A 20,734-nucleotide genomic window follows, 5' to 3' on the forward strand; every position below is an offset into this window, starting at 1 on the left:
ACCCTCGATCATGCCCCAGACCCCGGATTAGCTGCGGAACGCGAGCATGTGGTCAAGACGTACCGGTCCTGGGGCCGGGGTGAGCACACCCGCGAGTGGAACGCGTTCGCCCTGCTCAGACGGCACGCGCCGGGAATCGCGCCGCTCCCGATACGCGCGGAGTCGCGGCGAGAACCGCCGGCGATCACGATGTCGCGCCTGGAAGCAAGCCCGCTCCAGAGCGCTCCGCTGACACCCGGGCACCTCGACGCGATGGCGGACGCGATGACGACCCTCGGCCGATTCGAGGACTCCGGCCGCAGCGACGTGGCCACCGAGCTGGCCACCGTCTGCGAGCACATCTCGGCCGGCGGCATCGCCGGGGCCTTCGAACCCGAGGAGTTCCTGGCCAGGTTCGACCTCTCCCCGCCGGAGCGGACACGCCTGCGCGAGCTGCGCCGGCTGAACGCGGTCTTCTGGCTGCTCATGCTTCTCCCGCAGGGCCCGGCCCACGAGCGCAACGCGCCCGACGCCTCGCTACGCCAGGCGGCACGGCTCCTGCACCTGCTGGCATGACCGCCACGAACCCCGGCTCATGGTCTGGTACGGCGGAGCCAGCCGTACGCCGTGAGGCCGATCAGGCACCACGCCAGCGACACGGCGGCGAGCAGGGGGAGCCGGGCGGCGAGGGCGCCGTCGCTCGCGGCTCGCATCCACGGCACCACCGGCACGGTGAGCCAGGACAGTGGCGACGCGCTGACCAGCAGCATCGCCAGGTAGCCGAGCACCAGCGTCATGATCGACACGGCCGGCGAGGGCAGGATCGCCCGGCTGGTGAGCGCTCCCAGCACGGTGCCCGACAGGGCGGACAGGCCGTACAGGATCGTGGCGGCGGCCAGCACTTCCGGCGGCGGGGCGGCGCTCAGGCCGAGCAGCAGGCCCCAGCCCAGCGCCAGCGCCGCGAACGCCGCGCATGCCGCCAGCGCGGCCAGCAGGCCGGCCGCCACCTCGCGCGGCCGCCCGCCCACCGCGACCGCCGACATGGCCCGCTGCTGGTCGGGCTCGGTGTCCAGCAGGCTGCGCGCGGCCCAGGCGAGGACGGGGACGACCAGGACGGCGCCGTCGGGCAGCGACGCGGCCTCCTGGCCCAGCGGCGCCCTGGTCGCGAGGACGACCGCGCCGAGCCTGCCGCCGGCCAGCGACCAGTGGCGCAGCCCGGGGAGCCCGCGCAGGCCGCCCTGGTGGTCGCTGACCACCACGATCGCGCCGCGCGCCGCCAGGTCGGCGACGATCGAGGGAAGCGCGGCCCCGGTGTCCTCGTCCAGCCCGGCGAACGGCTCGTCCAGCACCAGCAGGCCCGGGTCGGCCATCAGCGCCTGGGCCAGGCCGACCTTGTGCGCGCTGCCCTTGGACAGTTCGCCCAGGCGCATGCCGAGCAGGTGGCGCACGGCCAGCCGGTCGAGCCACGGCTCCCATGGGGCGCCGCCGCGGATCCTCGCCATGTGCCGTAGATATCCGGCCACGGTGAACGGCTGGTCCACTGGGAAACGGTCGGGCGCGAACCCGACCACCGCCGGACGGCCGGTGACCGTACCCGCGGTCGGCCTGACGAGCCCGGCGAGGAGCCGCAGCAGGGTGGACTTGCCCGCGCCGTTGACGCCGGTCAGCTCGACGACGTCGCCCGGGGCGAGAGAGGCGTCCGCGTGCCGGATGACGGCGGGGGCGCGTCGGCCGTAGCGGAAGGAGACATTCGACAGGCGCATGGTGCCCGACACGCTACCGGCGAGATCGTTCGGCCTGGACAAAGCACGGGATGGAGCAATCGCGGCGGCCCTGCGGCCTGCTCGCGGGCGGCGGCGGGCCGGGGGCGGTCCGGCCCGCCGCCGCAGGTCAGGCGGCCTCGTGGCGTCGCTGGCACCGGATGCAGAAGCGGGCCAGCGGGCGGATCTTGAGCCGCTCGAACGGGATCTCGGTCTCGCACTCCACGCAACGGCCGTAGGTGCCGGCGTCGAGCCGCTCCAGGGCGTGGGTGATGTCGGCGATGGCGCGGTCGGCGGCGACGATGGACGCCGTCAGCTCCTGCCAGGTGCCGTCGGCGCCCTTGCTGTCGCCCGCGCTGGCGTGCAGGCTCTGCAGCTGGCTTCGCCGCCAGGCCAGTTGCTCCTCCAGTTCCCGGCGCAGGGCTTCGATCTGGACGTGGCTCAGGTGGGTCTGCCGATGGGTGCTGCTCATTGATGGAGGTCCTTTCTCGACGAGCACCGTCGGGAAGCTGCGGTTCAGCGGTCGGCGGCCAGCCGGGCCGCCAGGGCGGGCTGCAGGCACAGGCGGGTGAGCCCGCGGATGGTGGCGTGGGCGGGGGCGGCGGCCACGGTGACCGGCATGGGAAGCGCGTCGCGCAGGCGGCGCAGCAGGGCCGCCTGCTGGGCGCCGCCGCCGGTGACGGTCAGCCCGGCGGCCCGTGCCGTGGAGCGCAGGCGGGCGGGCAGGCCGCGCAGCAGTTCGGCGGTCATGTGGGCGACGCTGTCGATGGCGTAGGAGGGCAGGCCGGCGCCGCTGGTGACCAGCTGCAGGGCCACCGCGTCGGCGACGGCGCCGTCGCGGATGGCGACGGCTTCCACGATGCCCGCCCCCACGTCCACCAGCAGGCACGGCCGGGGGTCGGTGACGTCCAGCCCGGCGCCCAGGGCAGCCGCTAAGGGTTCCTCGACGAGGACCGCCTGGCATCCGGCCGCCCGGGAGACCGCCAGGCGCAGCGCGCCGCGGTCGCCGGGCGTGGCGGCCACGGGCACGCCCACCAGGATCCGGCGCAGCGGCCAGGAACCGACCAGGCTGGCGTCGGCCAGCACGTCGCGGATGAGCCGCTGGCAGGCCGCCGGGTCGGCGACCATGCCGTGCCGGATGGGCCAGATCAGGTCGGCGCCGGGCGGCTCGCTCCCCGGTCCCGGGGCGGCCGCCTGGGGTGGGGCCGACGAGGTCGGCGAGGTCGCGGGCGTGCGGGCGGGCACGGCCGAGGACCGATCGGCGATCGCCGGAGCGCCCCAGCAGAACGACCGCGTCCGCGCGGTGCCCAGGTCCAGCGCCGCATACCCGTGCCCGACGACCGAGCGGGGAATGGATTCACCGGCCTGCGCGGGGGTGGCGCCGGCCGGAGGCCGCGCCGGGGTCATGCCCTCACCCCCTGGACGGAGGCGGCGCAGGTGTCGCAGGTGCGTCGCTGCGGTGCGCGCCGAAGCTGGTCCAAGGGGATGAAGGCGGCGCAGCGCTGGCAGATGCCGTACCGGCCGCGGTGCAGCCGGTCGAGCGCGGCTTCGATCTCGGCGGCCCGCCGGCGGGCCGCGCCGCGAGCGTGCCGCCCGGAGACCGTGGCGAGCCTGCGGCGAGCCGCGCCGAGCTGGGCCTGCAGCAGTGCGCGCAGCTCCTCCAGCTGGTCCAGGTGCGCCTCGTAACGCTGAAGATGCGTGTGGACTGACGTGTGAGCTGACGTGTGGGCTGATCTGTCGTCGGCCATGGCGAGATGGCCCTCCTCGCTGAGGTGAACGGTCACCCCTGTGGGTGGTGAAGGCAAGGCTCGGCCCGAGCGCGCATCGGAACGCCGGGCGCAGGAGAGCCCGGTCCGCGGCACGCGGCCGGAGACCACAGGTGTGGAAGAGAAAGAGGAGCTAGATCAGCGGAGGGCTGCGCGATCCGGCGGTGCGGTGCGCGAGCTGCTGGGGATCGCGGATGGCGCCCGGATCCAGGTCCGGCGCGGGCAGCAGCCGAAGGTGCGCGGCCCGGTCGGAGCGGGGGACGCGCAGCGCCAGCCACAGCACGTGGTGCTCACGGGCGCTGCCGGTCGCCTGCGGGGGCGTGCTGGACAGCCGGCTGTCTCCCGCCCCGTCCGTCCACGACTGGGAGGCGGCAGCCGTACGGCTCGCCGGGTCGGGACCGGCGGCGGCGGGAAGCGTGCCGGCCAGCACCAACGACACGAGGACCAGGCCCATCACGCAGGCGAGCGCGACGGACCCACGCGGTGTGCGCCACGGTCCTCTCATAGGGCCGACCATAGCCCACCCGACGCGAAAAGGCACAAAGCGTTTTCCAGCGTGACCGGCGGACACCGCCGGCGGGGTACGGTGGCCCTCGACGCCCCCATCGGCAGGCGCCGGGAGAGGAGGAGGCATGCCCGCCAGGCTCGCCGCCGCGCTCCTCCTCCTGCTGCACGTGCTCGTCCCGGCCGCCGGTCACTCCCTCCCGCACGGCCACGCGGCGGCCGACGCGCCCCACATCGTCACGACGCTCGCGGCGTACGCCGTCCGCGCCCCGGGACACGCCCCCGACGAGCGCGCCGGCCGGCCGCACGTGCCGGCCGGCGCTTCCGCGCTGTCCGGCGGCCTGGCCGTCCTGCCCGACGCCGCTCGCCCGGCGCCGCGGCATGGGTGGGTGGCCGACCGGCCCGCGGGCGGGCCGCCGTGGTCGGCCGCGGGCCGTACGGCGGCGCCGGTGCGGGCGCCACCGCCCTCCACACGCTGACGTTTCGTTTCCTTCCAGCCTGTGGAGGCTTTCCATGTCACGTGCGCCCAAGGGGCGTGCGGCGGTCGCGTGCGCCCTGCTGGCCGCCGCCTTCATCCTCGCATTCACACAGTCGCCGCGCCTGGGTCTGGACCTGCGCGGCGGCACCCATCTGGTCTTCGAGACCCGCGACTCGCCCACCGTCACCGCCGACGGCGAGGCCACCGACCGGGCGCTGGACGTGCTCCGGCGCCGCGCCGACGCGCTCGGCGTCGTCGACCCGACCCTGGTCCGCTCCGGCGAGCGGCGGATCATCGTGGAGTTGCCCGGCGTGCTCGACCCGCGCCAGGCCGCCCAGGTCATCGGCAAGACCGCGCAGCTCACCGTCCATCCCGTCCTCGGCGTGGCCGACGCCGCCGACAATGCCGACGGCCGGAGCGGGCCGGTCCTCGCCGACGAGTCGGGGCAGCGGCTGCGGCTGGGCCCGGCCGCCCTCACCGGCGACGGCGTGAGCGACGCCGCCGCCCGCACCGACCCGCAGCAGGGGCCCGGCTGGTTCGTCACCGTCGACTTCCGCGACGCCGAGGCCTGGCAGCGGCTGACCGGCAGGGCCGCCTGCGCGCCCGCCGGCGATCCGGCGCGGCGGATCGCCATCGTCCTGGACAACGAGATCATCTCCTCGCCGCAGGTCGACCCGTCCGTGCCCTGCCAGGCCGGGATCCCGGGCGGCGCCACCCAGATCACCGGCTCGTTCACCCCGCAGGAGGCCGAGAATCTGGCGGTCCTCATCAAGGGCGGCGCGCTGCCCGTCCCGCTCACGCTGATCGAGCAGCGCACCGTCGGGCCCACGCTGGGCGCCCAGGCCGTCGAGGCCAGCGCCAAGGCCGGCGTGGCCGGGGTGATCCTCACCGCGGTGTTCATCGTCGCCGTCTACCGGATCGTCGGCCTGCTGGCGGCCGTCGCGCTGGCGGCCTACGGGCTGATCTCCTATGCCGCGCTGCTCGCGCTGGGCGCGACGCTCACCCTGCCGGGGCTGGCCGGGTTCGTGCTGGCCATCGGCATGGCCGTGGACGCCAACGTGCTGGTGTTCGAACGGGCCAGGGAGGAGTACGGCGCAGCCCCACGGCGAGGCCTGCGAGCGGCCGTGGAACGCGGGTTCGGCCGCGCCTGGAGCGCCATCGCCGACTCCAATCTCACCACGATCCTGGCCGCCGGCCTGCTGTTCTGGCTGGCCTCGGGACCGGTGCGCGGATTCGGCGTCACGCTCGCCATCGGCGTGCTCGCCTCCCTGGTCTCGGCCATGCTCATCACCCGGGTCCTGGCGCACCTGGTCATCGGCCGCGTCAGCCCGCGCCTGTCGGGTCTGGGCGGCGTCGGCCGGGTCAGGACGTGGGTGACCGCGCGCGACCCCGATCTCATGCGGCGCGGCCGGTTGTGGCTGGGCGCCGCCGCCGTCCTGGTGGCGGCCGCCATCGCCGGGCTGGCCTGGCACGGGCTGAACCTGGGGCTGGAGTTCACCGGCGGCCGCCTCGTGGAGTTCGCCACCACCAGGCCCCTCGATCCCGACGTCGCACGCCAGGCGGTGGCCCAGGCCGGGCATCCCACCGCCGTGGTGCAGGCCTCCGGCGAGGCGATCTCGGTGCGGGCCGGGCAGCTCAGCGCCGACGACGTGGTCGCCATCGAGCGGGCGCTGGAGAGCCGGGCCGGGGAGGTGACCAAGCAGCGGGAGGAGCTGATAGGCCCGAGCCTGGGCGCCGAGCTGAGCCGCAACGCGCTCATCGCCCTGGCCGTGGCGCTCGCCGCCCAGCTGGGGTACCTCGCCGTCCGCTTCCGGTGGACCTTCGGCGTCGCCGCCGTGGTGGCGCTGGCGGTGGACGCGGCCGTCGTGGTGGGCGCCTTCGCCTGGCTGGGCAAGCCCGTCGACGGCGTGTTCCTGGCCGCCATGCTGACCGTCATCGGGTACTCGATCAACGACAAGGTGGTGGTGTTCGACCGGGTCAGGGAGGTGTGGGCCACGCGGCGAGGCTCGCCGTTCGCCAAGGTCGTGAACGGCGCGATCCTGCAGACCGTGCCGCGCACCGTCAACACCGGGCTGGGCGCGCTGTTCATCCTGGCGGCGCTGGCCTTCTTCGGCGGCGACTCGCTGCGGGACTTCGCCATCGCCCTCATCCTCGGCATCGTGACGGGCACCGTCTCCTCCGCGCTGGTGGCCGGGCCGATGGCGGTCGAGCTGGAACGGCTCAGCACCCAGCCGCCCCCGCAGCCGTCCCAGCCCCGCGTACGGCGCAGGCGGGAAGGATCCGGAGCGGTGGTATAGGCCCACGTCCGGGGGCCGGCCCCTCCCGCCAGGGGGCCGGCCCCGTCGGATGAACCCTCGCGGGTCAGACCAGCGGCAGGCGGCGCACCCCTGTCATCGTCGGCGTGGGCATGAAGACGACCGGGTCCTCCGGATCGGTACGCAGGACGTCGAACCGGCCGAACAGGATGTTCAGGGCCACCCGTCCCTCCAGCCGGGCCAGGGGCGCGCCCAGGCAGAAGTGGATGCCACGGCCGAAGGCAAGGTGCGGGTTGGGGTCGCGGCCGGGGTCGAAGACGTCGGGGTCGCGGAACTGCCGAGGGTCCCGGTTGGCCGCCGCGAGCCAGACCATGAGCATCTGGTCGGCCGGGATCGTCACGCCGCCGAGCTCGGCCTCGCGGGTCGTGGAGCGGCCGAGGGCGGCGAACGGAGTGAGACAGCGAAGGGACTCCTCGATGACGGCCGGGATCGAGGCTCGGTCGGCCCGCGCCTTGTCCTGCTGCTCGGGGAAGGCGTCCAGGCACAGCACCGTGTTGCCGAGCAGCATCGTCGTGGTGATGTGTCCCGCCAGCAGCAGGACGATCGCGAAGTTGACCACCTGATCCTCGGGAAGGCGTTCGCCGTCCACCTCGGCCTGGACGAGCCTGGTGAGCAGGTCGGCGCGCGGCCGTCGCCTGCGTTCGGCGGCGTGGCCGGCGAGGTAGGCCGACATCTCCTTCCACGGCCGCAGCGTGGCCCGCATGTCCGCCTCCTGCTCTTCCGCGGACCGGGCGAGTGAGATCTTGCTGTCGCGCTGGAAGAGCGCGTCGGCCCACTGCTTGAACAGGGCGCGGTCGCTGCCGGGCACCCCCAGCAGCTCGGCGATGACGATGACCGGGAGCGGATAGGCCAGATCGGCCACCAGCTCGAACCGGCCGCGCTCCCGCGCCGCGTCGAGCAGGTCGTGGGTGAGGGCGGCGATCCGCGGCTCGAGGTCCGCGACCACCTTCCGGGTGAAGGCGCTGCTGACGAGCTTGCGCAGCTTGCCGTGCTCCGGCGGGTCGATCTGGGTGATGAAGCCCGCCGTGGAGAAGTCCTCGCCGCCCGGCATCAGGCCCTTGGGCATGAGGCGCATGGTGTTGGAGGAGAACGTCGCGGGGTCGCCGAGGATCTCGTGCGCCTCCGGGTAACCGTAGACGTTCCACATCCCGGCCGCGGCGTCGTACTCGACCGGTGGACCCGATCGCGGCCCGTGCAGCCAGAAGTGCTGCCTGGGGATGGAGTAGCGCTCGTCGATGCCGGCCATCGCCTCTCCCGTCGTCCCTCCGCGCCCGCCTTGCAAGCCGGATGAAAGGGATTAATAACTCCAGTCAACTACAAACGGCACAAACCACTCCAACAGCGGAGGAGGCCCATATGTCCACATCAGACCATCACCACGACGCCCACCACACCCGCCGGATCGTCGCCGCCGCCGTGCTGGCGCTGGCCCTGGCAGGCGGCACGTCCGCCGTGACCGCCACCGTCGCCCAGGCGGCGGTGACCAAGCCGCGTCCGCCCAGCCCAGCACTCAGCTACAACCACAACGAGACCGTGCTGGCCCGCGGCTGAAACGGAGGAACCCATGGCAGTGGAGCAGGACCTCCTGCCCCTTCTGGCCGAAGCCGTACGGCACAGGACGGAGGGAAACCACTCCGCCGCGCTGAGGTGCGCCGTCATGACACGCGCGCTGCTGATCGCAAGCGGTACGGCGGACGCCGACACGCAGGCGGCGCTGGCCGGAGTCCTGCTCATGGAAGGCGGCCTGCGCCGGCACCTCGGTGACCTGGCGCAGGCCGCCGCCGCGCTGGACGCGGCGCTCGCCCTGGCCGAGGGAAGCGGGCACGCCCGCCTGACGCTGGCCGTCCAGGCCGAGATCGCCGCCGTGCACCGCGCCGGCGGCGACTACGGGCAGGCCGTGTCACTGCTGGAAACGGCGATCGCCCGCGCAGAACGGCTCCCGGCGCCCCCGCCGGAACTGGCCACCCTCCTCAACGAGCTGGCCGTCACCTGCAAGTACACCGGCCGCTTCGCCCAGGCCGAACGCCTCTACCACCGAGTCCTCCTCCTGCTGGAGCAGGCGGAGGACGCCAACGATCTCGACCTCGCCGCCGTCCACCACAACCTCGGCGGGCTCGCCCACGCCAGGGGCGACTTCGCCGCCGCCGAGCCGTACGCGCGCCGGTCCCTGGCCCTGACCGAGCGGGCGCTGGGCGCCGCCCACCCGGCGGCCGCCGCCGACCGCGCCGCGCTGGCCGCGATCCTGGACGGCCTGGGCCGCCACGCGGAGGCCGAGGCGCTGTTGCTGGACGCGCTGGAGGTGTTCACCCGGGTGTACGGCGAGGCGCACCTCGACGTCGCCGTCACCTGTAACAACCTGGCCGCGATCGCCTACCGGCGGGGCGATCGGGCCAGGGCCGAACAGCTGTATCGCCGCGCGCTGGCCGTCAAGGAACAGGTCCTCGGCGGCGCCCACCCCGAGCTCGCCCCGACGCTGAACAACCTGGCCCTGCTCAGGGAGGACCAGGGCGACCCGGCGGAGGCGGCCTCGCTCTACCGGCGCGCCATCACGATCCTGGACGGCGTCGTGGAACCCGGCCATCCCGTGCTCGCCACCTGCCGGGCCAATCACGCCGCGCTCCTGGACAGACTCCGCGGTAGGGGGAGGGAGCGGCGGCCCGGGCCGCTCACGGCGTGAAGCGGTAGCCCATGCCCGGCTCGGTGATCAGGTGGGCGGGGCGGGCGGGGTCGCGTTCCAGCTTCCTGCGCAGCTGGGCCATGTACTGGCGCAGGTAGTGCGTCTCGGTGACGTACTTGTCGCCCCAGACCTCGGTGAGCAGCTGCCGCTGGCTGATCAGCTTGCCCGGGTTGCGCAGCAGGATCTCGAGGATGTGCCATTCGGTCGGGGTCAGCCGCACGCCGCCGGAGATCGTCTTGTTCGTGAGGTCCACCGTGTGGTCGCCGACGGCGATCCGCGCGAGCTCCAGCTCATGGGCGCCGGTCCTGCGGGTGACGGCACGGATCCGGGCGAAGAGCTCCCCGATGTCGAACGGCTTGGTGACGTAGTCGTCGGCCCCGGCGTCCAACGCCTCGATCTTGTCCTGGTTGCCCGCCCGGCCGGACAGCACCACGATGGGCACGCTGGTCCAGCCGCGCAGGCCGTGGATCACCTCGACCCCGTCGAGGTCGGGCAGCCCCAGGTCGAGCAGCACCAGGTCGGGATGGAACTCGGCGGCCAGGCGCAGCGCCGAGGCCCCGTCGGGCGCCGTCGCCACCTCGTAGTGCCGGGCCACCAGGTTGATCCGCAGGGCGCGGAGGATCTGCGGCTCGTCGTCGACGACCAGGACCTTGGTCATGCGGCGGCCGCCCGCGACGAGATGGGCATCGTCAGGATCATGGTGAGTCCTCCCCCGGGCGTCTCCTCCGGCGCCAGCGTGCCGCCCATGGCCTCGGCCAGGCCGCGCGACAGGGCCAGGCCCAGCCCGACCCCGGAGGCGTTGTCGCGGTCGCCGAGCCGCTGGAAGGGCAGGAACACGCGGTCGTAGCTCTCCGGCGGGATGCCGGGGCCGCGGTCCACGACGCGGATCTCCACGTGATCACCGTACGAGCTGGCGGCGACGAGCACCTTCCGGTCGGGCGGGCTGTAGCGGACGGCGTTGGACATCAGGTTGACCAGGATGCGCTCCAGCAGGGCCGGATCGGCCACGATCTCGGGCAGGTCGGCGGCGATGTCGCCCTCGATGCGGTCGCGCGGCGGCCCGAGGTCGTCGATCGCGCGGGGCACGACCTCCTCCAGCGCGACCGGCTGGAGGTTCACGCCGAGCACGCCGGCCTGCAGGCGGCTCATGTCGAGGAGGTTGTCCACCAGGCGGGCGAGCCTGTCCAGCGACTCGTCGGCGGTGGCCAGGAGTTCCTCGCGGTCCTCGGCGCTCCAGGCGATCTCGGTGCTGCGCAGGCTGTCCACCGCGGCCTTGGCGGAGGCCAGCGGGGTGCGCAGGTCGTGGCTGACGGCGGCCAGCAGGGCGGTGCGCATCCTGTCGGCCTCGGCCAGCGGCTTGGCCCGCGCCGCCTCCTCGCGCAGCCGTTCCTGCCGCAGGGCGACGGCCGCCTCTGCGGCGAAGGCCTCCAGCACCTGCCGGTCGGCCGCGTCCAGCAGCCTGCCGCGCATCGCGAGCGTCAGGCGTTCGTCGATCACCACGTCTGTGTCGGCGGCGGCAGGGCAGGTGCAGGGCGGGCCGCCGGCGGTGGCCACGATGCGCCAGGCGCCTGGCTCGCTCTGATCGTCCGGTGTCGGCTCGTTCACGCGCTCCAGCAGCGTGACGGAGTCCGGGCCGAAGGTCTCCCGCAGCCGTGCGAGCAGCGACGGGAGCGCCGCCTCGCCGCGCAGCACGTGCCCGGCCAGCGTGGAGAGGATCTCGGCGTCGGCGGAGGCGCGTGCCGCTTCTCTGGTACGGCGGGCCGCCAGGTCCACGATGGCGCTGACCACGACGGCGAGCAGCACGAATACCACCAAGGCGAAGAAGTTCTCCGGGTCGGTGATCGTCCAGGTGTGGATGGGCGGGGTGAAGAACCAGTTGAGCAGCAGGAAGCCGCCGACCGCCGCGGCCAGCGCCGGCCACAGCCCGCCCACCAGCGCCACGCCGATCACCCAGGTCAGGAACAGCAGGATCTGGCTCGGCAGCGTCAGCTCCTCGCGCAGCGGGATCAGCCCGGCGGTGAAGGCCGGGAGCCCGAGGAGGGCAAGGGCCCATCCGGCCAGCCGGCGCCTGCTGGTCAGAGCGGTCCGGGAGACGGCGCGGCGGCGTCCCTTGTGGACCTCCTCGTGGGTGACCAGGTGCACGTCGATGGGGCCGGACAGGGCGGCGGTCTCCATGCCGACGCCCCGCGACAGCAGCTGCGCCAGCCGGCCGCGCCGGGAGGCGCCCAGAACCAGCTGGGTGGCGTTGACCCCGCGGGCGAAGTCGAGCAGCGCACGCGGGATGTCGCCGCCCACCACCTGGTGGTAGCTGCCGCCCAGCGACTCCACCAGGACGCGCTGGCGGGCCAGGTGCGCCGGGTCCGCCCCGGTCAGGCCGTCGCCGGTGGTGACGTGGACGGCCAGCAGGTCGGCGCCCTTGGTCCGGGCCGCGATGCGGGCCGCGCGCCGGATCAGCGTGTCGCCTTCCGGCCCTCCGGTCAGGGCGACGACGACGCGCTCGCGGGCCTCCCAGGTGCCGGTGATGCCGTGGTCGGCCCGGTAGCGGTCGAGCTGCTCGTCGACCTTGTCGGCGACCCAGAGCAGGGCCAGCTCGCGCAGCGCGGTGAGGTTGCCGACGCGGAAGTAGTTCGACAGGGCGGCGTCGATCTTCTCGGGCGGGTAGACGTTGCCGTGCGCCATGCGCCTGCGCAGCGCCTCGGGCGACATGTCGACCAGCTCGATCTGGTCGGCGCGCCGTACGACCTCGTCGGGCACGGTCTCGCGCTGCGGGATGCCGGTGATCTGCCGGACGACGTCGGTGAGCGAGTCCAGGTGCTGGATGTTGACCGTGGAGACGACGTTGATGCCGGCGTCGAGGATCTCCTCGATGTCCTGCCAGCGCTTGGCGTTGCGGGAGCCGGGCACGTTGGTGTGCGCCAGCTCGTCGATGAGCGCGATCGCCGGGCGGCGGGCGAGGACCGCGTCCACGTCCATCTCGGTGAAGGCCGTCCCCCGGTGCACCAGCGTCTTGCGCGGGATGACCTCCATGCCCTCCAGCAGGGCGGCGGTGCGCGCCCGCCCGTGGGTCTCGACGAACCCCACCACCACGTCCCGGCCGCGCTCCAGCGCGCGCCGGCCCTCGCCGAGCATGGCGTAGGTCTTGCCGACCCCCGGCGCCGCGCCCAGGTAGACCCGCAACCGCCCGCGTGGCACCGACGCCTCCTATCCCCTGTCCAACGTCAGGTTGAGCTCCAGCACGTTGACCACCGGCTCGCCCATGAATCCCAGGCTACGACCGGTGGTGTGCCGGTCGATCAGGGCCCGGACCTCGGCGAGGGGCAGGCCGCGCTCGCGGGCGACCCGCGGGGCCTGCAGCTCGGCGTAGGCGACCGAGATGTGCGGGTCCAGGCCCGAGCCGCTCGCGGTGACGGCGTCCGGGGGCACCACCGCCTTCGCGTCGCCCCGGACGGGCACGGTACGGCCGGCCGCGTAGTCCTCCCCCGGCCTGGCGCACTCGACCTCGACGCCCTGGTAGGCGGCGACGAACGGCCTGGCGGGGCAGACCTGGTTGACGCTGACCGCGCGGGCGGGCGTGCCGACGGCCGGGAAGACCTTCAGCACCGCGCCGACCCCGTCGGGCGTGCAGTACGGCCTGGCCCCCGAGACCCCCTCCAGCTCGCCGACCGCCCTGGACCGCTCGCACACCTGGGTGAGCAGGCTCTTGCGGGCGGGGGTGTCCACCACGTCCTCCGGGCCGAGGTTGCTCGCGCCGCTGGAGGCCGGGTCGTAGCCGTCCCCGGCCTTCGAGGGCCGGGGCTGGAAGTACTTCCTGATCGGGTTGCCCCCGGCGTCGGTGAAGGGCTGGCCGATCAGCGAGCTGCCGACGACCTTGCCGTCCTTCTCGACGAGCGAGCCGTTGGCCTGGCCGGGGAACAGCGCCTGGGCCACCCCGGTGACCAGGAGCGGATACAGGACGCCGGTCAGCGCGGTGAGGACCAGCAGCGCGCGCAGCGCGGCCACGTGCTGGCGGATCCAGACGTTTCTCATGACATCCCCGGAAGGAACTGGATCAGTAGGTCGATGAGCTTGATGCCGGCGAAGGGCGCGACGATGCCGCCCAGGCCGTACCGGCAGAGGTTGCGTGACAGCAGCTTGGCGGCGCTGCTCGGCCGGTACCGCACGCCGCGCAGGGCCAGCGGGATCAGCGCGACGATGACGAGCGCGTTGAAGACGACCGCCGACAGGATCGCCGACTGGGGGCTGGCCAGCCGCATGACGTTCAGCGCGTCCAGGCCCGGGTAGACGGCCGCGAAGATCGCCGGGATGATCGCGAAGTATTTGGCGACGTCGTTGGCGATGGAGAAGGTGGTCAGCGCGCCGCGGGTGATGAGCAGCTGCTTGCCGATCTCCACGATCTCGATCAGCTTGGTGGGGTTGGAGTCCAGGTCGACCATGTTGCCCGCCTCCTTGGCGGCGCTGGTGCCGGTGTTCATGGCCACGCCCACGTCGGCCTGCGCCAGGGCCGGGGCGTCGTTGGTGCCGTCCCCGGTCATCGCGACCAGCCGGCCGCCCTCCTGCTCGGACCTGATCAGGGCGAGCTTGTCCTCCGGCGTGGCCTCGGCCAGGAAGTCGTCCACCCCGGCCTCCTCGGCGATGGCCTTGGCGGTGAGCGGGTTGTCGCCGGTGATCATGACGGTGCGGATGCCCATGCGGCGCATCTGGTCGAACCGCTCGCGCATGCCCTGCTTGACCACGTCCTTGAGGTGGATCACGCCCAGCACGTGCGCGGCGCCGTCCCTGAGCTCGCCGACGACCAGCGGGGTGCCGCCGCTGGCGGAGATGCCGTCGACCAGGTGGCCGACCTCGTCGGTGGGGTGGCCGCCGTGGTCGCGCACCCACTTCATCACCGCCGTGGCCGCGCCCTTGCGCACCTGGCGGCCGTCCACGTCGACGCCCGACATGCGGGTCTGCGCGGTGAAGGGCACCCACTGGGCGTGGGCCAGCTCGCCCGGCTCGCGCTCGCGCAGGCCGTACTCCCGCTTGGCGTGGACGACGATCGAGCGGCCCTCCGGCGTCTCGTCGGCCAGCGAGGACAGCTGCGCGGCGCGCGCCAGGTCCATGGGCGCCACCCCGGCCACCGGCACGAACTCCGCCGCCTGCCGGTTGCCCAGCGTGATCGTGCCGGTCTTGTCCAGCAGCAGCGTGGAGACGTCGCCCGCGGCCTCGACCGCGCGGCCGGACATGGCCAGCACGTTGCGCTGCACCAGCCGGTCCATGCCCGCGATGCCGATCGCCGACAGCAGCGCGCCGATGGTCGTCGGGATGAGGCAGACGATCAGCGAGATCAGCACGACGCCGGTGACGCCGTCGCCGGTCAGGGCGAGCGAATCGGGGATGCCCGGGTTCTGGGCCTTGGCGTAGATGGCCATCGGCTGCATGGTGACCGTGGCGATCAGGAAGATGATCGTCAGCGCGGCCAGCAGGATGTTCAGCGCGATCTCGTTGGGGGTCTTCTGCCGGTTGGCGCCCTCCACCAGGGCGATCATCCGGTCGACGAAGCTCTCCCCCGGCCTTTGGGTGATCCTGACGACGATCCGGTCGGACAGCACCTGGGTGCCGCCCGTCACGGCGCTGCGGTCGCCGCCGGACTCGCGGATCACCGGCGCGGACTCGCCGGTGATGGCCGACTCGTCCACGCTGGCGATGCCCTCGACGACGTCGCCGTCGCCGGGGATGGTCTCCCCGGCCTCGACGACGACGAGGTCGCCCTGCCTGAGCTCGGCCGCGGGCACGACGTCCCAGTCCTCGGACTCGGGGCCCTTCAGCCGGCGGGCGGTGGTGTCGCGCTTGGCGGCGCGCAGCGTGGCGGCCTGGGCCTTGCCGCGGCCCTCGGCCACCGACTCGGCCAGGTTGGCGAAGATCACCGTGAGCCACAGCCACGCGGCGATCGCCCACGCGAAGAACGACGCCTCGGCCGTGGCGGCGAGGACGGTCGTGGCCGCCGCGCCGGCCTCCACGATCAGCATGACCGGGTTGCGCCACAGCGTCGCCGGGTTGAGCTTGCGCAGGGCGTCGGGCAGGGAGCTGAGCATCTGCTTCGGGTCGAGCAGGCCGCCGCCGACCCGGGCGGGCGCCTGCGCCTTGGGCGTCGTGCCCGGTTTTTCCAGGACAGGGGTCGGCATCAGTGGATTCCTTCCGCGAGCGGGCCGAGCGCGAGAGCGGGCAGGTACGTCAGGGCGACGACGATGACGGTCACGCCGACGACCATGCCGACGAACTGCGGCCGGTGGGTCGGGAGCGTGCCGGCCGACTGCGGGACGGGAACCTGCCCGGCCAGCGATCCGGCCAGCGCCAGGACGAAGACGATCGGCACGAAGCGGCCGAACGCCATGCACAGGCCCAGCGCCACGTCGTACCAGGGGGTGTTGACGGTCAGGCCGGCGAACGCCGAGCCGTTGTTGTTCGAGGCGCTGGTGAAGGCGTAGAGGACCTCGGACAAGCCGTGCGGGCCGGTGTTCAGCATGCCCGCCCGCCCCGCCTCGTTGGCCATCGCCACGGCCGTGCCGGTCAGCACGAGGATCGGCGTGACGAGGAAGTACAGCGAGGCCAGCTTGATCTCCCGCGAGCCGATCTTCTTGCCCAGGTACTCGGGCGTCCGGCCCACCATGAGGCCGGCCACGAAGACCGTGATGACCGCGAGGATCAGCATGCCGTACAGGCCGGCGCCCGCGCCGCCCGGCGCGACCTCGCCCAGCATCATGTTGACCAGCGTCATCATGCCGCCGAGCGGGGTGTAGGAGTCGTGGAAGGAGTTCACGGCGCCCGTGGAGGTGAGGGTGGTGGCCGCGGCGAACGTGGCCGAGCCGGCGACGCCGAAGCGGGCCTCCTTGCCCTCCAGCGCGGCCCCGGCCGCCTGGGGGACGGTGGCGTGGCCCTGCAGCTCGAAGGTGACGGTCAGCGCGACCGAGGCCAGCGCGATGACGGCCATCACGGCGGCGATCGCGTAGCCCTGCCGTACCTGGCCCACCATCTTGCCGAAGGTGCGCGGCAGGCTGAACGGGATCAGCAGCAGCAGGAAGATCTCCAGCCAGTTCGTCCAGGCCGTCGGGTTCTCCAGCGGGTGGGCGGAGTTGGCGTTGTAGAAGCCGCCGCCGTTGGTGCCCAGCTCCTTGATGGCCTCCTGACCGGCCACCGGGCCGCCGGTCATGTGCTGGGTGCCTCCGGCGAGCGTGGCGATGTCGTGCGGTCCGGCGAAGTTCTGCACCACGCCGCCGGCCACCAGCACGACGGCTCCGAGGAAGGCCAGGGGCAGCAGGATGCGGACGGTTCCGCGGACCAGGTCGACCCAGAAGTTGCCGATGGTGCCGGCGCCCCGGCGGGCGAAGCCGCGGACCAGGGCGACGGCCACGGCCATGCCCACGGCGGCGGACACGAAGTTCTGCACGGCGAGGGCGGCCATCTGGACCAGGTGGCCCATCGTGGCCTCGCCGGAGTAGGCCTGCCAGTTGGTGTTGGTGACGAAGCTGACCGCCGTGTTCCACGCGACGTGGTCGGTGACCGCGGGCAGGCCCAGCGACAGGACCAGCTTGTCCTGCAGGCGCTGCATGCCGTACACGAACAGGATCGAGATCGCCGAGAAGGCCAGCAGGCCGCGGGCGTAGGCGCTCCAGCGCTGCTCGGCGCCGGCCTGGACGCCGACCAGGCGGTAGATGCCGCGTTCGACGGCGTTGTGCCGCACGCCGGTGTAGACCCGGTACATGTGGTCGCCGAGCGGCCTGTGCGCCAGGGCCAGCGCGGCGGCGAGGGACGTGACGAAGACGATCCCGGCGGTGGTCGAGGTCATCAGAAGCGCTCCGGGAAGAGCAGGGCCGCGATCATGAAGATCACGAGCACGACGGCCCCGGCCAGGCCGGCGGCGTTGACGGCGCTCACAGCCGCTCCACCGCCCGCACGACGAGCCCGAAGACCACGAAGATCGCGATCGTCAGGGCGACGAAGAAGACGTCGGCCATCTCCACTCCTCAGATTCCGGATGCGTGCCACGGGCGGCTCGGATGAGCGACCCAAGGCCAGAAAATCGCGGAATTTGGGGGTTTTGGCCCGTCTTGATGGGTTTCATACGGCTGTGGGGTGATTATTGATGCGGCCGCTACGGCGACGCCGGAGCTCGCCCGTCAGCCCAGCGCGCGGTCGAGGTTGAACGCGGCGCTGATCAGCGCGAGGTGGGTGAAGGCCTGGGGGAAGTTGCCCTGCTGTTCGCCGGTGCGGCTGATCTCCTCGGCGTACAGGCCCAGGTGGTTGGCGTAGGTGAGCATCTTCTCGAAGGCCAGCCGCGCCTCGTCGAGCCGCCCCGCGCGGGTCAGCGCCTCGACGTACCAGAACGAGCACATCGAGAACGTGCCCTCCTCCCCGCGCAGGCCGTCGGGGCTGGCCTGCGGGTCGTAGCGGTAGACCAGGGAGTCCGACACCAGATCGGCGCCGAGTGCGTCCAGCGTGGACAGCCACTTGGGGTCGGTGGGCGAGATGAACTTGGCCAGCGGCATCATCAGCACGGCGGCGTCGAGGACGTCCTCGCCCTCGTGCTGCACGAACGCGTGCCGCGTGGGAGACCAGAAGCGGGTCATGATCCGCCGGTAGACGGTGTCACGCGCCTCCCGCCAGCGGGGCAGCTCGGCGGGCAGGCCGCGGCGGTTGGCCATGCGGATGGCGCGTTCGATCGCGACCCAGCACATCAGCCGCGAGTAGAGGAAGTTCTTGCGTCCGCCGCGTGTCTCCCACACGCCCTCGTCGGGCTGGTCCCAGTTGTCGCAGACCCAGTCCACCAGCTCGCAGACGCGGTCCCACTGGTCGCTGGAGATGGGCCGCCCCCACTTGTCGTACAGGTAGACCGAGTCGATGAGCGCCCCGTAGATGTCGAGCTGGAGCTGGTCGGCCGCGGCGTTCCCGATCCGCACGGGGGCGGAGCCCTCGTACCCCTCCAGGTGGGTCAGCTCGTGCTCGGGCAGGTCGGTGCGCCCGTCGATGCCGTACATCACCTGCAGCGGCCCCGAGGAGCCGGAGCAGCACAGGTTGGCGCGCTCGGTCAGGAAGGTCATGAACGCCTCGGCCTCGCCGGTGAAGCCCAGCCTGAGCAGCGCGTAGACGCAGAAGGCGGCGTCGCGGACCCAGACGTACCGGTAGTCCCAGTTGCGCTCGCCGCCGATCCGCTCGGGCAGGCTGGTCGTCGGCGCGGCCACGATCGCGCCGGTCGGCACGTAGGTGAGCAGCTTGAGCGTCAGCGCGGAGCGGTGCACCATCTCCCGCCACCGGCCCCGGTAGCGGGAGGCGGACAGCCAGCGCCGCCAGAACGCCACCGTCGCGCCGAACTGCTGCTCGGCCTCCGCGTGAGGGCACGCCTGCGGCTCCACCCCGCTGCCGACGTGGTCGAGCGCGAACACCGCCGACTCCCCCTCGCGGAGCTTGAAGTCCGCGCGCACGTCCTGGCCGTCGCGCTCGACCGGCACCGTGGCGGTCAGCGCGAGGGAGAGCGAGCCGGACTCGAACACCGCCGCGTCCCCCGCCGTCCGGAGGGTGTACGGCTGCCGCCCGTAGTCGAACCGCGGAGCCACCCGCGCCCGGAACGGGATCGAGCCGCGCACGCACAGCACCCGCCGGATCAGCCGGTGCCGGTCGGTGCGGTGGAGCTCGTCCTCCACGGGCATGAAGTCCTGGATCTCGCCCACCCCGTCCTCGGTGAAGAACCGGGTGATCAGCACGTTGGTGTCGGGGAAGTAGAACTGCTTGGTCTTCGCCGGGACCGCGGCGGCCAGCTCGAACGAGCCGCCCCGGTCGGCGTCGAGGATCGAGGCGAAGACGCTCGGCGCGTCGAAGGCCGGACAGCAGTACCAGTCGATGGTGCCGTCGGTGCCGACCAGGGCCACGGTGCGCAGGTCGCCGATCAGCCCGTGCTCGGAGATGGCCAGATAGCGGGATTTTTCGGACATACGCTTCTCCCCGCGCACGCGCTTTTCCTGCTGCCAGCCTAGGCGCTCCCGCGGCGGCCATAGGAGTCCGCGGCAGGCCGGGGTACGGCACGCGCGCCGTACCCCGGACGAGGCTCAGCAGGTCAGGTTGCCGCCGGGGGCGACGCCGAGGACGGCGGTGAAGCGCCGGTAGTTGCCGACACGGCTCTGCACCTGGGCGGGGTTGCGTCCGCCGCATTCCAGGGCGCCGTTGATGCTGCGGATCGTCTCGCCGAAGCCGTGGCCGTGGCCGTTGACCATGGCGTTGTGCGCCGTCATCGTGCCGGGGCCGTTCTAGGTCATCCAGTACCACAGGGCGGTCTTCCAGGCGACCGAGGCGTCCTGCTGCACCAGCCAGGGGTTGGTCAGCAGGGGCAGGCCGAGCGCGTCGCCGGCGGCCTTGTAGGTGAAGTTCCAGCTCAGCTGGATGGGGCCGCGGCCGTAGGAGGCGGCCTGGCCGGCCGGGCAGCCGTAGGGCCGGCCGGCATCGCAGTAGTGTTCTGCTCGGCGATGTGGACCAGGCCGCCGGTCTCGTGGGCGACGTTGGCGAGGAAGGCCGCGGCCTCCTGCTTGCGCACGGTGTCGCTGCCGGTGCCGGCGAAGGCCGGGCAGGCCGACAGCGCGGCGGTCGGTCCGCTGTAGGTGTAGAAGGGGTTGCGGTTCGGGAACATCTGGTCGAACTGCGCCTGGCTGACCACGAAGCCTCCTGGGTTGGGCGGCTGGGAAGGGCCGGGCTACCGCGGCGTGAGGTGGACGATGGACAGCCCCTCCCGCTCCACGGCCTCCGCCAGCTCCTCAAGGGTCGGCGCGCGGTCGACGTTGACGCTGATCCCGAGCCGCCGGGCGTTCTCGACGCCGACGGCCCGGATCATCCGGTCGTAGGCGGCCGCCACCGTGCGCGGGTCCTCCTCCAGCTCGGCGCGCATGGGCACGCGCCGTCCCCGGAGGGTGACCTCGACGTCGGCGCCGCCGCGGAGGTTGACCCGCCAGCCGCTGTTGGTGAAGGCGCACAGCCGCCCGTCCAGCCGCTGCTGCGCCACCGGCACGTCGTATTGTTTGCCCGACTGACGACCGGCGAAGTGCAGAATCATCAGGTGCTCGCTCGGGCCGCCCTTGCCGCGCCGCAGCAAGGCTCTCATTATTGGGTTGACCAGAGCCATGGCGAGCTTGGGCGGGTGCGTCCGCGTCACCGCGGGCTTAGGGGAATTCTTCACGACCGTCAGTGTAATGAGAAGAAGGCGGTGACAACGGCCGGCGGCGGAGCCCGCCGCCGGC

The 20,734-nt window shown here is 73.0% G+C and carries 18 protein-coding genes and 2 pseudogenes; 5 read left to right on the forward strand and 15 right to left on the reverse strand.

The window, feature by feature from the left end; all coding sequences use genetic code 11:
* A pseudogene (locus tag BSB02_RS33860) lies at nt 1-555 on the forward strand (hypothetical protein); the annotation flags it as partial.
* A gap of 17 nt (nt 556-572) precedes the next feature.
* Here BSB02_RS33860 and BSB02_RS33865 read toward each other — a convergent pair.
* From BSB02_RS33865 to BSB02_RS33885, 5 genes are all read right to left on the reverse strand, one after another.
* Complete coding sequence (locus BSB02_RS33865; protein ID WP_084965125.1) at nt 573-1,742, reverse strand: ATP-binding cassette domain-containing protein; 1,170 nt, start codon at nt 1,740-1,742, stop codon at nt 573-575.
* 127 nt (nt 1,743-1,869) lie between these two features.
* Nucleotides 1,870-2,211, reverse strand: a complete 342-nt coding sequence (locus tag BSB02_RS33870) for a TraR/DksA family transcriptional regulator (RefSeq protein ID WP_084965077.1) — start codon at nt 2,209-2,211, stop codon at nt 1,870-1,872.
* Nucleotides 2,212-2,255: 44 nt separating this feature from the next.
* Entirely contained in the window at nt 2,256-3,146 is an 891-nt protein-coding gene (locus BSB02_RS33875; RefSeq protein ID WP_084965078.1) for a rod shape-determining protein, read from the reverse strand.
* Nucleotides 3,143-3,523, reverse strand: coding sequence for a hypothetical protein (locus tag BSB02_RS33880; protein ID WP_084965079.1), 381 nt, complete (start codon nt 3,521-3,523; stop codon nt 3,143-3,145). The genes BSB02_RS33875 and BSB02_RS33880 overlap by 4 nt, the downstream gene beginning before the upstream one ends.
* A 115-nt stretch (nt 3,524-3,638) precedes the next feature.
* On the reverse strand, nt 3,639-4,010 hold the full coding sequence (locus BSB02_RS33885) for a hypothetical protein (protein WP_143591523.1): 372 nt from the start codon (nt 4,008-4,010) through the stop codon (nt 3,639-3,641).
* Between the two features lie 127 nt (nt 4,011-4,137).
* Here BSB02_RS33885 and BSB02_RS33890 point away from each other — a divergent pair, with 127 nt between their 5' ends.
* Both BSB02_RS33890 and secD read left to right on the forward strand, forming a co-directional pair.
* Complete coding sequence (locus BSB02_RS33890) at nt 4,138-4,488, forward strand: hypothetical protein (RefSeq protein ID WP_084965081.1); 351 nt, start codon at nt 4,138-4,140, stop codon at nt 4,486-4,488.
* Between the two features lie 34 nt (nt 4,489-4,522).
* Entirely contained in the window at nt 4,523-6,784 is a 2,262-nt protein-coding gene (gene secD / locus BSB02_RS33895) for a protein translocase subunit SecD (RefSeq protein ID WP_084965082.1), read from the forward strand.
* A 64-nt stretch (nt 6,785-6,848) separates the two neighbouring features.
* Here secD and BSB02_RS33900 read toward each other — a convergent pair whose 3' ends face one another.
* A complete protein-coding gene (locus BSB02_RS33900; protein WP_084965083.1) occupies nt 6,849-8,048 on the reverse strand; it encodes a cytochrome P450 in 1,200 nt (399 codons plus the stop codon).
* A 110-nt stretch (nt 8,049-8,158) separates the two neighbouring features.
* Between BSB02_RS33900 and BSB02_RS33905 the strand changes: the two genes are divergently transcribed.
* Both BSB02_RS33905 and BSB02_RS33910 read left to right on the forward strand, forming a co-directional pair.
* Nucleotides 8,159-8,353 carry a hypothetical protein gene (locus tag BSB02_RS33905; RefSeq protein ID WP_084965084.1) on the forward strand — a complete coding sequence of 65 codons (195 nt, stop codon included), beginning with the start codon at nt 8,159-8,161 and terminating at the stop codon, nt 8,351-8,353.
* A gap of 13 nt (nt 8,354-8,366) precedes the next feature.
* On the forward strand, nt 8,367-9,479 hold the full coding sequence (locus tag BSB02_RS33910) for a tetratricopeptide repeat protein (protein WP_084965085.1): 1,113 nt from the start codon (nt 8,367-8,369) through the stop codon (nt 9,477-9,479).
* On the opposite strand, the gene BSB02_RS33915 is transcribed toward BSB02_RS33910, so the two are convergent.
* From BSB02_RS33915 to BSB02_RS33955, 9 genes and pseudogenes are all read right to left on the reverse strand, one after another.
* On the reverse strand, nt 9,469-10,137 hold the full coding sequence (locus BSB02_RS33915; RefSeq protein ID WP_084965086.1) for a response regulator: 669 nt from the start codon (nt 10,135-10,137) through the stop codon (nt 9,469-9,471). The two genes, BSB02_RS33910 and BSB02_RS33915, sit on opposite strands and share 11 nt — an antisense overlap.
* Nucleotides 10,134-12,671 carry a sensor histidine kinase gene (locus tag BSB02_RS33920; RefSeq protein ID WP_084965087.1) on the reverse strand — a complete coding sequence of 846 codons (2,538 nt, stop codon included), beginning with the start codon at nt 12,669-12,671 and terminating at the stop codon, nt 10,134-10,136. Before BSB02_RS33920 ends, BSB02_RS33915 begins: the two co-directional genes overlap by 4 nt.
* Nucleotides 12,672-12,680: 9 nt before the next feature.
* Nucleotides 12,681-13,505, reverse strand: coding sequence for a potassium-transporting ATPase subunit C (locus BSB02_RS33925; protein WP_084965088.1), 825 nt, complete (start codon nt 13,503-13,505; stop codon nt 12,681-12,683).
* Nucleotides 13,502-15,640 (reverse strand): potassium-transporting ATPase subunit KdpB, encoded by a 2,139-nt coding sequence (gene kdpB, locus BSB02_RS33930; protein WP_084965089.1) that lies wholly within the window; start codon nt 15,638-15,640, stop codon nt 13,502-13,504. Before kdpB ends, BSB02_RS33925 begins: the two co-directional genes overlap by 4 nt.
* A complete protein-coding gene (kdpA, locus tag BSB02_RS33935; RefSeq protein ID WP_084965090.1) occupies nt 15,640-17,301 on the reverse strand; it encodes a potassium-transporting ATPase subunit KdpA in 1,662 nt (553 codons plus the stop codon). Before kdpA ends, kdpB begins: the two co-directional genes overlap by 1 nt.
* Nucleotides 17,301-17,390 carry a potassium-transporting ATPase subunit F gene (locus BSB02_RS33940; RefSeq protein ID WP_084965091.1) on the reverse strand — a complete coding sequence of 30 codons (90 nt, stop codon included), beginning with the start codon at nt 17,388-17,390 and terminating at the stop codon, nt 17,301-17,303. Before BSB02_RS33940 ends, kdpA begins: the two co-directional genes overlap by 1 nt.
* Nucleotides 17,391-17,632: 242 nt before the next feature.
* A complete protein-coding gene (locus BSB02_RS33945; RefSeq protein WP_084965092.1) occupies nt 17,633-19,441 on the reverse strand; it encodes a glycoside hydrolase family 15 protein in 1,809 nt (602 codons plus the stop codon).
* 114 nt (nt 19,442-19,555) lie between these two features.
* Nucleotides 19,556-20,130, reverse strand: a pseudogene (locus BSB02_RS33950) (chitinase).
* Nucleotides 20,131-20,193: 63 nt separating this feature from the next.
* On the reverse strand, nt 20,194-20,673 hold the full coding sequence (locus BSB02_RS33955; protein WP_143591525.1) for a nitroreductase family deazaflavin-dependent oxidoreductase: 480 nt from the start codon (nt 20,671-20,673) through the stop codon (nt 20,194-20,196).
* Nucleotides 20,674-20,734: the final 61 nt, after the last annotated feature.

Origin of the sequence: Thermoactinospora rubra, from assembly GCF_002093975.1 — a bacterium.
GTDB classification, from domain to species: domain Bacteria; phylum Actinomycetota; class Actinomycetes; order Streptosporangiales; family Streptosporangiaceae; genus Nonomuraea; species Nonomuraea rubra_A.